The organism is Pedobacter jeongneungensis, from assembly GCF_000633455.1.
GTDB lineage: Bacteria > Bacteroidota > Bacteroidia > Sphingobacteriales > Sphingobacteriaceae > Pedobacter > Pedobacter jeongneungensis_A.
Genome location: NZ_AYMG01000017.1, coordinates 21743 through 36237, shown reverse-complemented (window position 1 = coordinate 36237; position 14495 = coordinate 21743). Strand labels below are relative to the sequence as shown.

Below are 14495 nucleotides of genomic sequence, written 5' to 3'. Positions count from 1 at the left end.
TTTGTTTCAATATTTCCACAAAAGCAATCAATTTATGCCCTGCATTAAAAAGCGGAAACTTTTAGGGTCAATCTCCATCTGGTCAGTACCGTTTTTATCTTTTACAAAAGCAGCCTTTATAATAGCTGTAGCCCTTGGCGATACTTTTTGATTGTTGTGATGGGTGTGAAATACATACTGCAACCCACCTTTTTCATCGGTAAAAAAATCGCCGTGACCAGTTCCATTGAATTTCAACAACTTTCTGTTAATGATCGGATTTCCTGCATATTTCTTCCATGGGCCCCTTGGTGAACCTGAAGTGGCATAACCTACAGCATAATCGGGATTTCTAAAATCATTTGCGGAATAAAAAAGGTAATAAAGCTGATCTTTTTTGATCAACGTCGGACCTTCGGTTACCGGCCAATCGGTTTTTGCAGTATTTTCCCAAAATTCTGTTCCCGATAAACATTCTTTTGCGGTGTTTAGGACGACATCCGAAAAATCGGCCTTCAGTTCTGACACAAAAATGCGGTTTCCTCTATCGAGTTTAACATGGTATAGGTAATTTTTGCCATTGCTATCGGTAAATACAAAAGGATCGATCTGCTTTCCTACCCCTGATATTGCTTTTAGTGTTTCCTGTTTAAATGGACCTAAAGGACTTTTGCTCTGAGCAATGGCAATCTGCTCATTGGCGGTGTAAGCCATATAATAAGTATTTCCTCTTTTAAATACCTGTGGCGCCCAAAAACCTTTGCTTCCAAAAGCATCGCCCTTTTTTAAAGCAAATCCCTTATTTTCTGACTTCTTGCTCCAGTTTTTAAGGTCTTTTGAAACATAAACCAAAAAACCCTGCTCGCTGCTGGTACCATATAAATAATAGGTGCCTTTATCTACAAAAATGGTCGGATCAGCTAGATAAAGGGTGTCGTTCAGCGGTTTTGCAAGTAGTTGTTTGCTAACCGAACAGAGTGAAAAGCATAAAAAAAGGGCATAAATATATTTCATTTAGTAATGTTTAACTAAAGGTAAGATATTGATTATTAAAAATATTTAGATTGATCGTCATTCCCAACTTGATTGGGAATCTTAAAGCATGACGATTAATCACATCAGCATTAAGATTCCCGCCTGCGCGGGAATGACGAATTTAAAAGAATTAAAAGCCTATTTTAGTTACAGGGGTAAAAATCAAATCGTCAACACCGGCAATTTTGACACCAATCCTGGCAAAAACATAATTTTGAGCAGGTGCAATGCCTGGGATCGTTACACTCATATTCAGGTTATTGAGGTCTGCGATAGCTGCACCACTGATCTGTTGAGTGGCAATGTTATTACTACCATCTACAAATTGTGTTTTGTTAATGTATAGCGATACATTTTCGATATCCTTGCCATCGGCATTGGTAATGATTTTTTCAAGTTTGCAAAAAGCATTTATTTTACCTGCAGCAGCGGTAAGTGTGGCTCCGCGGATCATGTAATAAGGCATTACCTCGATATCCATGGTTTTGCTGCCGTTGATGTTTACCGCAATGGTATCCTGTCTGCCGGCAGCGTTCTTTTTCCATAAAAATGGCCCCTGATTCGGCGAAAAAACCAATTTATAATCTCCACTAAATAATTTGGCAGAATAGGTTCCATCCTGGCTCACATTAACGTTCAGCGCAGAATAGTTACCAAAACCTGACTGCCAGAGTTCGAAATTAACCTGACCATATTGAACGCTGATGGGTTCTCCTTTATAAACAATGCGCCCGGTAAAATCGGCTTCGGGTGCATCGTAGTTATCTTTTTTACATGAAGCAAAAAGTACGGCAATAAGTGCCCCTATCATGAAATAAAATCTAATTTTCATATCTATATCTGCTTATTGGTTAGGGTTTCTTACAATTTTAGGGTTTCCGTTAAGTACATCCTGCCCAATTGAAGAGTAGTAATTACCGATACGGAAACGGTGTGCAGCGGTTACACGGCTTGGTTTGATCACTTTAAAAATATATTTCAAATGGTTCGCGTTACCAGGGTTATAATATTTGTACGGCCACAAACCAAACACCTGCGTACTGGTGCGCGTTGCGCTGCCAATGTTGTTTGCATTAATGAAATCGGCTGCCGACATGTTACTGCCGTTCCAGACTTTATCAGCCAGTCTCCAGCGTTTCATGTCCCAAAGTTCATGTCCTTCGAAGGCTAATTCTACTTTACGCTCGTGTACGATGCGGTCGAAAGTGATCTGCGCCGGGGTTAAAGCAACTGTTAATCCTGCACGGTCTCTTACTTGTTTAATGTAGTTAGCTGCCGTAGCCGGATCACCCAGTTCAAAAGCTGCTTCAGCTGCATTTAACAATACCTCGGCATAACGGTAGCGGATCCACCAAACCTCACTCCGCGTACCAATCTGGCCTGAACCTGTTGCCGGATCTAAATATTTTCGTACGTAGAAACCTGACTGTGCGCTGAATTCTAGTCCATCTACAGGGCCGTCGGCTCCTACAACCTGTACCGAACCTGCATTGCCTGGAAGTACATTTGTTTTGGTCTGTCCGAAATTATCGCCTGTTACGATAGAACCATCAGCCAATTGATAGCCAGCCCAGATATCAACGGTTTTGCCTTTAAACTGCGTTCCCGGTAGAATTACCGTTCCTGCCAGGCGTGCATCACGACCCGCAAAAATATCGGTGATCCCGCTGTAATAAACCGGGTTACCACTTCCATCAACCGAGGCCATGGATGCATAAGTATTATCCAGTTTTTCAAAAGACTGAACCAAATTCAAGGATGGGTTTAAACGCCCACCCTGTGCTTCTTCGGCAGAAGACCTTGGCTGGTTATCGATGGTAAAACCGTGAACCTTATTGGTTTTCAATTTAAAATCTTTTGCAAAAATCACTTCCGGATTACTGCCTTTATCGGTAAAAAGCGCGGCAAAATTATCAGATAGATTAGGGTTCTTTTTGTACAGCGAATATTTGCCACCATCGATAATCTCTTTTGCGGCAGCTAATGATTTGGTGAAATAAGCATTGGCTAGCCCAGAGGATATACCCACTTCTCCACCTGGCAAGCTTAACTGCGAGTTGCTGTATTTGGCAATCGAACCGGCATATAATGCGGCTCTTGATTCCATGGCAAGTGCCGCAGCTTTTGTAGCCCTGCTCTGTTCAGTCGGATTATCGGGTAATATAGTTTTTACCGCTTCAAGTTCTGAAATCACGAAATCATAAATTTCAGTTTCCTTTGCCCTTGGAAACTGAAGGTAGCTTGGATCGCCACTATAATCGTAATCTAAAACGGTTGTGATCAATGGCACACCACCCATTCTTTTGACCATTTCGAAATATACCCCAGCCCTGATAAAACGTGCTTCGGCAAGGAAACGGTCGCGGTCTTCTGCTTTTAAAGCAGTAGATTCCTGTCCGCGTTTAATAAACATATTCAGGTCGCGAATGTAACCATAAACACCCATGTCCCAATATCTCCAGGCATCATAACCGTATTCTAAATTCTGGTGACGGAAATAATCGCCACCGGCGGAGGCAAAACCTTCGTCAAAATCAGCAAAAGTCCACCATGCCTCGATGGTCTGGTAATCCGGGTAACGGTCGTAAAGATCGCCAACAACGGTAAGCACCAGGTTTGGATCTTTCCATACCGCATCAATAGGCAGGGTATTGGTAGGTTGTTTATCTAAAAATTCTGAATCTTTTTTGCACGACTGCGCAAAACTCAGAAAGGCGATGGCAGTAAATGCATATATAATTTTTTTCATCTGATTAGTCTTTTTCATGTTACAGCGTTAATTTAATACCGATATTAAAAAACTTGTTCTGGGGATACTGTAATCCGTTATCGTCTGCAATTTCCGGGTCCACACCATAATCGCTCAGGTTATCAATAGAAAACAGGTTATATCCGTTTACATAAACCCTGGCATTCTGTATCTTGATTTTTTCGGCCCATCTTTTGGGTATGGTATAACCGATTTCAAGCGTACGGGCACGTAGGTACCTTACATTGTGCAGCCAGAAAGTGGAGTTTTTGTTATAATTGCTGTGTCCGCCATCGTTAAAGCGCAATGCAGGGTATTTCCCTGGGATCCACGCGCTGTTCAGGTCGTATGGGTTAGTACGGTGCCAGCTGTCATCAGCAAAACTCTGCAATAAAGCACCTGTATTCTGGAATGCCCAGCGCTGTTCCCAGTTCTGGTTCCACGAATACATCGCACCACCTGAAAAATCGGCCGTAAAATCAAAGTTTTTGTAAGAGCCACCAATGGTAAAACCAAAGCCAATGTTCGGCTGGCCTGTTGTGGTATATCCGATCGGTCTTTGATCCAGGTCATTGATCACACCGTCACCATTTTGATCCTTGTAAATTAAATCGCCCGGCAATAGAGAGCGGTTTCCCTGGCCATCGATGTTTACTTTGTAATTATTGATCTCATCAACGTTCTGAAACTGGCCGGTTACCTCGTATCCCCAAAAAATATCGGTATAACGCTGGTTATAGCTGTTTCTGTAATTGTCCCACGAATTACCATAGCGTGGCTTATACTGATCTAAAAATTTTCTTCGGCTAATGGAAATATTTCCTCCAACATTGTAGTTGAATTCGCCAATCTTATCCCTGTAATTTAGTGCGAATTCTGCACCAAACTGCGCATCACTTTCGATATTTTCAGGACTTAAACTATAGCCCAGTTCAATCGGAGCTACCACATCATTTTTAAGGTTCGGTAAACCGGTACGTTTTCTATAAAAATAATCAGCTGTTCCTGAAAGTTTGTTGTTAAACATCACAAAGTCCAAACCGATATCGGTAATCTTGCTGGTAAGCCAGGTGAGGTTGTTGATAATCGGCCCTTTATCCCTTGAGGTTGTAATGTTCTTTCCATCCAAAATCACAGTACCTTGATTGTATCTATAGCCCGGAATGTAAGCATAGGGATCGAGGCGCGCATCCTGAAATGGATTGAGGCGCAAATCATCATCTCCGAGCTGTCCATACGAGGCACGTAGTTTTAAATCATTTAATATCTTGCTCTCACCTAAAAATGACTTTACGAACTCCTCCTGTGTTATTCTCCAACCGATTGATGCTGAAGGGAAATAACCTACACGCCTGTCGGGTGCAAACTTCCAAGAAGCATCTCTACGGCCAGAAAGTTCCAGGTAATATTTGTTATCATAATTATAGTTCAATCTGGCCACATAACCAACGCGGGCCTCCTCTTCCTGAATGTCGGCAAAATCCTGTCCATCCATATCTGCGAACTGCAAAACAGGCAGAATATTAGTCTGTGGTACGGCATGCTGGAAAGTATAGGTCCTGAAACGGTCTAAACGCTCCGCTACCAAAACACCACCAACGGTATGTTTACCAAAAGTACGGTTGTAGTTTGCCTGTAACTGATAAGTATTGGTATATATCTTTTCATTTCTGCGCTCCCTGTATGGGTTAGAGCTTCCAACTTTTTCTTCGTAAACACCGGTTTCAGGATGGTAAGTATATACATTATAGGTATATTCATGACCGTTAATTACGTTATCGGCGATGTAATAAGAGTATAATCCTTTTATTTCCAAACCTTTTATTGGCGTATCATAACTTGCAGATAAATTGGTTTGTAAAACCCTCCAGTCTGATTTCCAGTAACCGGTTAAAGCTTTGCTCTGTACGGCAAACTGTTCGGTATTGTGCCCGATATCATTCGGGTAATTCGGATTACCATTGGCATAAGCCTGTTCAGTTGGTCTATTTCTCAATAGCGCAAAACGGGCAGCAAAATAATCGTCACCACCAGGTACACCCGGCTGATCGCGGCTTTCGATACGACCGTTAATCAACATTCCAACCTTAAAACGGTCGGTTATTTTAGCTTCTATATTACTCTGGATGTTTGTCCTGTTAAAATCGAACTCACGTGCCGTTCCATATACCCCTTTCTGATCCAGGTGCGTACCCGAAAAGTAATAATTTACCTTATCGCTTCCACCAGAAGCACTTAAATTGATCGAAGACTGCGGCGCATTGGGCGCAATGATAATATCTCTCCAGTTCTGGCTCTGGTAACCATACTCCGTACCAGCTTTCCATTTTTCCAGTTCGGCTGGTGTAATTTGTGTGCTACCATTCTGGTTCAGTTCGGCTGTGGCCTTACCTAACATCCACTGGTAAGCATCAGTAGTTTCAGGGAAACGTACCCAGTTCTGCCAACCGGTATAAGCATCAACACTAAAGGTGTTGCGCGTACTGTTTTTACCTCTTTTAGTGGTTACCAAAATTACGCCGTTAGCAGCCCTGCTGCCATAAATAGCAGCTGAAGCATCTTTTAGCACACTGATGGTTTCGATATCGTTGGGCGAGATATTATTAAATTGTCCTGCATCCTGTTGAATTCCATCAATCACATACAAAGGATTACCCATGTTACGGATCTGGATGTTGGCACTCGATCCCGGTCTACCGTCAGGCATCCTGAATGATACACCGGGTAGTTTACCAGCAAGGCCGGTACTCACGGTTGAACCGCCATGTACTTTTTCGAGGTCTTTACTGCTAATGGACGAAATAGCACCAGTGATGGCTTCTTTTTTCTGTGTGTTGTACCCCACTACCACCACTTCCGAAAGATCGTTGTTGGAAGGTTTGAGTTTTACATTAACCTGCGTACGACCGGCCAATGCAACTTCCTGATTGGTGTAGCCCACATAAATAAAAATTAGCGTTGCATTTTTATCGGCTACCTGAATTTTAAATTTTCCGTCACCATCAGTTGTTGCACCAGTAGTGGTACCCTTAATTTTAATGCTGGCGCCCACGACTGTTTCGCCCTTCTCATCAGTCACGGTACCGGTAACGGTGTTTTGTTCCTGTGCACTGAGCTGAAATGAAAGTAAGAGTAAGGTAATTGAAGTAAGAATAACAGAAAGGATTTTGCGTTTCAAAAACATTTTTTGAAGCAAGTACCAATCCATGCGTACAAAGCCGCCATAGGAGAATAAACTTCTTTTCATATTTGGTTAGAGATTTGGTTAGTTACTAGAAGTAAATGGTTTTAGTTCGATTTAATTCTTTTCAAAGATTCGGTTTTTAGCATTAGAGCGGGATACGCATTTGTATCAATCTTTCTCCATTTTGTCTCGATTTATGTTGGAGGGGATTACAGAAATACAATTAACCACAGATAAGAAGGATAAACACAGATATTTTATTTAGGGTAAGGTTTTGCAATTAGTTAACCACAGATAAAAAGGATGCACACAGATATAAAAATCCGTGTTCATCTGTGTACATCTGTGGTTAAATCCTTAACTGAAGAGGGCAGTTAATCAAGCGGTATAATTAATTGCATTCCCTGGCTGGTTATTATCATATTGGAAATGATGGGGCTTGCACGTTTCGGTTAGGGAAGTACCGCTATCCGCTTCAAAGCCTTGGCTCGTACCTCACCTGCGGGTTTTACGCTACTATCGGGTTTATTTAACAAGAGTCAGTTGGTTTTTGGGCACAAACTAATCACACTCGGTTTAATTCAACCGGCGACTTAAAATGGCTCAACAGAAATTCCTTCTTAGGTGTACTAAGGTGACTGAGGTGGTCAATATTTTACAGATAAACTCTTAAACAGTAAAAAACCTAAAATTATATAAAAGATCAGATTTTACTTTGAAAGCTTCCTTTCAGGAGTGGCGGCAAATCAAAATGAAATATTTGTATAATAAAACACCCCGTCCTGCGGACACCCCTCTGGAAGAGGGGAATTAATCACACGGTATAACCAGTTACATTATTTAGATAGTCGCTTATTTTTGAGATCAGACCTCGCATGTTTGTTAAACCTGCGAGGTTTTTACTCTACTCTGGGCTTTGCGCAGCTTAGGTAACGCCCAGATTAATTTTCAGTTGACTGTTGGCAGTTTTCATGTTTATAACGTTTCATCCTGCTAAGGCTGCCCCAAATAAAAATCGAAAGGTTTATCACGGTCGCAAACCAGCGTCCCTTCTTTAAATTCCAGCTCAGCAACATGTATTGATGTACGCTTATTGGCGTACGAAAAAGTAAAACCCTGATCTAAGGTACCTTCAAAGTGTGTTTTACGGCCGGGATGGGTAAAGTAGAAAATATAAGCTTTACCTCCTATTACCTGCACATCTGCATGGGCACCCGTTGGCGTATCTTCTGGCCGATGCCCTGGTACATCTAATAACATGCCCTGTTTTTCCCAATTTTTGCCCTCTTTCGATCGATATACACGCTGTCCGTGCCACTCATCCGTAATCATCCAGTACCAGTTATTAAAGAAAAAAGCTTTTGCACCTTCGTGTGGTGCGCCACCAATAGCAGGTTCGGTCTGGGCCGTCCAGTGTTGCAGGTCTTTACTTTCAGCTGTCATGGTGATGCTTCCCTTCGAACTGTCTTTATACCACATATGCCATTTCCCATCGGGCATTTTTAACAAGGTAGGATCAATTACATGTTCTGAGTTGAGCGAGATAAAACCTTTGTATTTCCATTTCCAAAGGTCTTTACTGGTATAATGTGCAATTTTTGCTGTGCCTCCCCAATGGTTACGCACACCCTGTATGTAGGCAAGATACATGTGGTAAATACCATTTTCGTAAATTACATCAGGCGCCCAAAAGGTATTTACGCCGGGTTCGAAATTCAGATCCAGTGCACCTTTGTACACAAATGTCTGTCCCTTATCTGTAGAAGTGGCCACACCAATATTGGTTCCATAACAATAAGCCACATCATTGGTTTGTGCATTTGCCCTGCGCTGGGTATAGAGCATCCACCAGCTTTTTTCGGCATGGTTATATACCAATACCGGATCTGCAGCACCATCATAAATCGGATCCCGGTATAAGGGTGAGGGTGCAATGTGCATTTGTTGTGCCGTTGCAGCCAACGACAAAAACAGCAATATAAATAAGACAGCGACTTTAAAATTTTTCACGTGAGGGAAGCTTTGGTTAGCAAAGAACAAATAACAGCATTTGCCGCGCAGCACAAAACCGAACCGTCTCAATCTTTCTACTTATCCTCTCAAATTTTATTTAGGCCAAAAGCCAAACATTTCTTTAATATATTTGAAGCTGCTGACCAAAATATCTTGAAAAAACTCTTCATCCTTTTATGTCTGTTATTCCCGGCCAAATTACTTTCGGCTCAGCCCTACTATTTCAGGCATTACCAGGTCGAAAACGGACTTTCCAATAACACGGCCTTTTGCAGCGTACAGGATGGTAATGGCTTTATGTGGTTCGGAACAAAAGACGGACTGAACCGGTTTGATGGTTATTCTTTTAAAACCTACCGTCACGATAGCGAAAAGGCCGGCAGCTTGGGCAACGACCTGATTTATGCCCTTCACCACGATCAGGATCAAATCCTTTGGGTGGGTACCAACGACGGGGTATATGCTTACAATCCATCAAAAGAAAGTTTTTCGCTCATCAAAGAAACAAAAGGCATGCGCATTATCGATCTGGCCAGCGACCAGAACGGGAACCTTTGGATCTTATCCTCCTTTAAAATATACCTCTATCATAAAAGCAGCAGGAAAATAAAGCTTTTTAGCACCAATGCACCGTTTGATGCCTCTTTGGTTACGGTGTTAAAAAACGGCAGTATCTGGATCAGTACCGGCAGGGGAACACTTGAAAAATACAACCCGAAACAAAATAATTTCGAAAGTTTAAATGTAAATGGCAAAAACAAAAAGTCCGAATATGGCTGGGTATCGCGTATTGCAGAAACCGAAAGTGGCCAGTTGCTGATCGGCACCACCAATCAGGGGGTTAAACTATTTAATCCAACTACCTTACAATCGAAGAATATTATTAAGCTGAATGATGATAAGACACCGATTTTTGTGAGGGATATTAAAAAAACAGGTAGCCATGAGTTCTGGATTGCAACCGAATCTGGCATTTATATCTACAACGACGAAACGGAGAAGATTACACATATTCAAAAACAGTATAACAACGATTATTCTTTAAGTGATAACGCGGTTTATACCATCTGTCAGGATCGTGAAGGAGGCGTTTGGACTGGCACTTATTTTGGCGGCGTAAACTATTATTCGAGCCAGACCTCGCTGTTCACCAAATATTTTCCACAGAAAAGCTCCAATTCCATCAGCGGAAGCGATGTAAGGGAAATCACCAAAGATCAGGCTGGCAATTTCTGGATTGGTACGGAAGATGCCGGGCTGAACAAACTTGACCCTAAAACTGGAATATTTAAACATTTTCTGCCCGATGGAAAACCCGGGAGCATTGCTTATTCCAATATCCATGGCCTGTTGGTAGATGGTGATAAACTCTGGGTGGGTACTTTTGAACATGGACTGGATGTGATCAGCCTGAAAACCGAAAAGGTAATCAAACACTATCAGGCAGGTATCGGAAATGCACTTCGAACCAATTTTATTGTTACTTTTTGCAAAACAAGGTCTGGAGAAATCTTAGTAGGCACCATTAATGGAATTTACCGCTACAACCGCAAACGCGATGATTTTGAACCCATTGCAGGCTTACCTTTTCTATTTTACGATTCAGTAATCGAAGATAACGAAGGGAATATCTGGGCGGGCACCTTTAATGATGGTGTTTTTCAGTTTAATTTATCGAAAACAGGTGCCATCAATTATCGCAACAAAGTAGACGATCCTAAAAGTCTTAGTCACAACACCATTAACAGCATTTTTGAAGATGGTAAACACCATCTCTGGATCACTACAGATGGCGGTGGACTTTCCAGGTTTGATAAAAAAACGCGAACTTTTAAACGTTATGGCATAAAAAATGGCTTTCCCAGCAATTATCTGTTCCGTATTGAAGAAGATGCTTCTCATAAGTTCTGGATCAGTAGTACACGCGGGTTAATCCATTTCGATCCTGCCACAGGATTAAGCAAAACCTATACAAAATCAAACGGTTTGCTTACCGACCAGTTTAACTACAATTCGGCTTATCAGGACAAAGATGGCAGGATTTACTTTGGGAGCGTAAAAGGATTGATTAGCTTCGATCCTGCCGATCTCAAACCAACCGTTTACCAAATACCCGTGTTCTTAACCGGTTTTCAGATCAACAGTACCGGAACAGGTTTAAACGGTGCCGATTCGATATCCAATAAATCGATCGTTTATGCTGATACCATTGAGCTTAACCATAACCAATCTTCATTCAGTATCGATTTTGCGGCTTTAAGCTACCGCTCTCCGGAAATGACGGAGTATGCTTACAAAATGACCGGGCTTTATAAGGATTGGGAGTATTTAAAAACCAACAGAAAGGTTTACTTTACCAAACTTGCTCCGGGCACTTATGTGTTCGAAGTAAAGGCAATGGTGGAGGGAAGCAATACATGGAGCAACAAAAATGTAAAACTGCTCATCAAAATCCTTCCGCCTTTTTACCTCAGTCCGTTGGCTTATTTTATTTATGTAGTGGCGGCCGGAGCAATTATTTTCTTTTTGGTGCGAAGGTACCATCAAAAAATCGCACTTAAAAACAGCAGGCGCATGGAAGTTTTTGAGCATGAAAAACAGAAGGAAGTATATCAGGCCAAGATCGAATTTTTCACCAATGTTGCCCACGAGATCAGGACACCGCTTACCCTGATTATCGGGCCAATGGAAAAACTGATTAAACAGGCAGATGCCGTACCTGCTATTGAAAAAAACCTGCGGATTATGGGCCGCAATACTGATCGCCTGCTCAAACTTACCAATCAATTGCTCGATTTCAGGAAAACCGAAACCAGCGATTTTTCCCTGAACTTTGTAAAAGCCGATATCAGAGAGATATTAAAGGATGTTTTCCTCCAGTTTCAGCCCGCAGCCGAGCAACGCAACATCAGTTATGCCATCAACCTGCCCGAAAAAGCATTTCAGGCCTATATCGATGTAGAAGCTTTTTACAAAATCATCAGCAACCTGGTTGATAATGCCATTAAATATGGAAAAACAACAGCTGAAATCAGTTTATCGAAATCAATAGAAGAGGATAAATTTAAAGTCTGCGTTAAAAGCGACGGCAATAAAATACCTGCAGAAATCAAGGAGAAAATTTTTGAACCTTTTTTCAGGGCGAAAGAAACGCAAATCACCACTGGAACGGGCATAGGTCTTTCCATTTCCAAATCGCTCGCACAGTTACATAGCGGCGAACTGTTCCTGGAAATTAATGACCATCATTTTAATATATTTGTATTAGAACTGCCCATCCACCAACTTATTGAATTTAACCTGAACGGAAAATGGAAGAAATTGTAGGTACGCTCACGATGAAAGATCAACAGGAAATAGAGAAAAACGTAGTGCTATTGGTCGATGATAATGAGGATATCCTTGATTTTATATCGGATGACCTGGAAGAAAAATACCAGGTATTACAGGCCAGAAATGGTGTTGAAGCTCTGGAAATTTTACAGCGTGAAATTGTTCAGCTCATTATCAGCGATGTGATGATGCCTGAAATGGACGGCTTTGCATTTTGTGCAAAAGTAAAATCGACCCTCGAGTTCAGTCATATCCCTGTGATTCTGCTTACGGCCAAAAATTCGCTCCAATCAAAAATAGAAGGTTTGGAACTGGGGGCCGATGCCTATGTAGAAAAACCTTTTTCGCCAGAATTTTTGCAGGTACAGATTTCCAGCCTGATCAAAAACAGGAACAAAATCAAGGAATATTTCTCCAGTTCTCCCCTATTGCATATTAAAAGTATTGCCTACTCTAAAGCAGACGAGATTTTTTTAGAAAAACTACAGGATACGATCAATAAAAACATCAGCAATCCCGACCTGGATGTAGAGCATCTGGCCGAGAAGATGAACATGAGCCGCCCTACGCTTTACCGCAAGATCAAATCCATTTCCAATCTGAGTCCCAACGAGCTGATCAATTTGGCGAGATTAAAGAAAGCTGCCGAATTTTTAAACGAAGGGCTGTTGAAAATTTACGAAATTTCGGAAATGGTGGGTTATAGCTCACAATCGCACTTCGGACGGAACTTTGCCAAACAGTTTGGAATGTCTCCTACTGATTATTTGAACAGCAGGATAGCGGAAAAGAAGAAGGTGTAATTTCAAAGGGTTATCAAGCACTAAAAATCGTTATTGCGAAAAGGCTTTTTCAGCCGACAGCCTGCCCCGACCTTACCTATCGTGTGGACACATCTTTTTAAGCACTATATAAGACACTATGCTAGCTTGCTTTGAAATAACACAGCCCTTACCGAAGCACGCCCGTCAATCCCAAGGGCCAGGAAAATCAAAAAAACAGTAGCCCAACAGTACAAATCGCACTATCAAACCTAGAACGCAGTGGTTTTGTGTTTCATATTTGCAAAAACTTTTCACCAAGCCCTAACAAACAAAACAAAGTGCCACTGTTTTTTTGATGTGAATGTGGATTGTGTAAAAGGCCCCTTGCTGGATTGACAAAGCATTTTTGCATACTTTTGATGCCTCAAAAGTTTGATGCCTTGCGGCATAGGAGCAAATAAGACTAATCTAAATATTTGTGTCCACACGATAGGACCTTTCGGGGAAGCAATCTTAACGATAAATCTATGTATACAGATCTCTCCGTTTTGCTGCGCTTTAGTCGAGATTACCACTCTTTTTATTGAGATCTATCTATTGATAGTATGTTATTTTCCATCTCAAAATCAAACAATTAGCTAGCCATTGTTATTATCCTATATTATGCGTAAATTGTATTAACCAAAATATAGAAGTTATGAACATGCTTAAGAAAATCGAAAACTGGGGCGATCATCACCACCCAAAATGGTTAGACTATTTTAGAATCTTATTGGGCCTCGTTTTGATCTGGAAGGGCATTGATTTTTATGTCAATATGCAAGCCTTTAGTAATTTAATGCGGGGAGCTTTTTTAGGTACAGCGATAAGCATCAGCTTACTGGCACATTTCATCATTCTTTTACATATTATCGGTGGTTTAGCCATTACCCTGGGTACCTATACGCGTACATTTTGCCTCATTAATTTACCCATACTGATCGGGGCTGTATTCTTTGTCAATATTTCGGGAGGCATTTTTAAACCCTACTCAGAATTTTGGTTTTCGGTTTCAGTATTGGTTGGATTAATCTGTTTCGCCATCGAAGGAAATGGAATTTTATCGGTCGAACACGAAAAAATCTTGCCAAAACAGGCCGCTTAGTTCAAAATACAAACACCAAACTTCAGCATAAACTGCTTAAATTAGCGGTTTATGGATGATTTTTGATTTTTTTATGCTTGCTAACTAAATGATTAGCAAGAGTTAAAATATTAAATAAAATATTTAAGTAGAAATTATTTGCAGATTTGCTTCAAGTTTGTACTTTTGCGGCGGAGAGTTGGCAGAGTGGTCGATTGCGGCAGTCTTGAAAACTGTTGACTTGTTAAAGGGTCCGCGGGTTCGAATCCCCCACTCTCCGCAGCGTAATTTAAAGCCCAACATTGTTGGGCTTTT

Annotated in this window: 8 protein-coding genes and 1 tRNA gene; 4 read left to right on the top strand and 5 right to left on the bottom strand. The window is 41.3% G+C overall.

Annotation, left to right across the window (positions count from 1 at the left end):
- Positions 1-27: 27 nt before the first annotated feature.
- The 5 genes from U859_RS0116315 to U859_RS0116295 form a co-directional block, all read right to left on the bottom strand.
- On the bottom strand, positions 28-993 hold the full coding sequence (locus U859_RS0116315; protein WP_025144406.1) for a glycoside hydrolase family 43 protein: 966 nt from the start codon (positions 991-993) through the stop codon (positions 28-30).
- Between the two features lie 151 nt (positions 994-1144).
- Positions 1145-1846, bottom strand: a complete 702-nt coding sequence (locus U859_RS0116310) for a DUF3823 domain-containing protein (RefSeq protein ID WP_025144405.1) — start codon at positions 1844-1846, stop codon at positions 1145-1147.
- A gap of 12 nt (positions 1847-1858) precedes the next feature.
- Positions 1859-3763, bottom strand: a complete 1905-nt coding sequence (locus tag U859_RS0116305; RefSeq protein ID WP_025144404.1) for a RagB/SusD family nutrient uptake outer membrane protein — start codon at positions 3761-3763, stop codon at positions 1859-1861.
- 19 nt (positions 3764-3782) lie between these two features.
- Positions 3783-7010, bottom strand: a complete 3228-nt coding sequence (locus tag U859_RS0116300; RefSeq protein WP_025144403.1) for a SusC/RagA family TonB-linked outer membrane protein — start codon at positions 7008-7010, stop codon at positions 3783-3785.
- A 930-nt stretch (positions 7011-7940) separates the two neighbouring features.
- Positions 7941-8957 (bottom strand): exo-alpha-sialidase, encoded by a 1017-nt coding sequence (locus U859_RS0116295; protein ID WP_029985848.1) that lies wholly within the window; start codon positions 8955-8957, stop codon positions 7941-7943.
- Between the two features lie 156 nt (positions 8958-9113).
- Between U859_RS0116295 and U859_RS0116290 the strand changes: the two genes are divergently transcribed.
- The 4 genes from U859_RS0116290 to U859_RS0116275 all read left to right on the top strand — a co-directional run bounded on the left by U859_RS0116290 (position 9114) and on the right by U859_RS0116275 (position 14460).
- Positions 9114-12287: a two-component regulator propeller domain-containing protein gene (locus U859_RS0116290; RefSeq protein WP_162799958.1), complete on the top strand. Its 3174-nt coding sequence runs from the start codon at positions 9114-9116 to the stop codon at positions 12285-12287.
- The gene (locus U859_RS0116285) at positions 12272-13096 is read left to right on the top strand and encodes a response regulator (protein WP_025144400.1); all 825 of its coding nucleotides are present in this window, start codon (positions 12272-12274) and stop codon (positions 13094-13096) included. The genes U859_RS0116290 and U859_RS0116285 overlap by 16 nt, the downstream gene beginning before the upstream one ends.
- A gap of 658 nt (positions 13097-13754) precedes the next feature.
- The gene (locus U859_RS0116280; protein ID WP_025144399.1) at positions 13755-14201 is read left to right on the top strand and encodes a DoxX family protein; all 447 of its coding nucleotides are present in this window, start codon (positions 13755-13757) and stop codon (positions 14199-14201) included.
- Positions 14202-14373: 172 nt separating this feature from the next.
- Positions 14374-14460 (top strand) — tRNA-Ser (locus U859_RS0116275).
- Positions 14461-14495 lie beyond the last annotated feature (35 nt).

Coding starts and splice junctions, on each gene's coding strand:
- U859_RS0116285 (WP_025144400.1), top strand. CDS start 12,272: ATGGAAGAAATTGTAGGTACGCTCACGATGAAAGATCAACAGGAAATA.
- U859_RS0116300 (WP_025144403.1), bottom strand. CDS start 7,010: ATGAAAAGAAGTTTATTCTCCTATGGCGGCTTTGTACGCATGGATTGG.
- U859_RS0116310 (WP_025144405.1), bottom strand. CDS start 1,846: ATGAAAATTAGATTTTATTTCATGATAGGGGCACTTATTGCCGTACTT.
- U859_RS0116315 (WP_025144406.1), bottom strand. CDS start 993: ATGAAATATATTTATGCCCTTTTTTTATGCTTTTCACTCTGTTCGGTT.
- U859_RS0116305 (WP_025144404.1), bottom strand. CDS start 3,763: ATGAAAAAAATTATATATGCATTTACTGCCATCGCCTTTCTGAGTTTT.
- U859_RS0116280 (WP_025144399.1), top strand. CDS start 13,755: ATGAACATGCTTAAGAAAATCGAAAACTGGGGCGATCATCACCACCCA.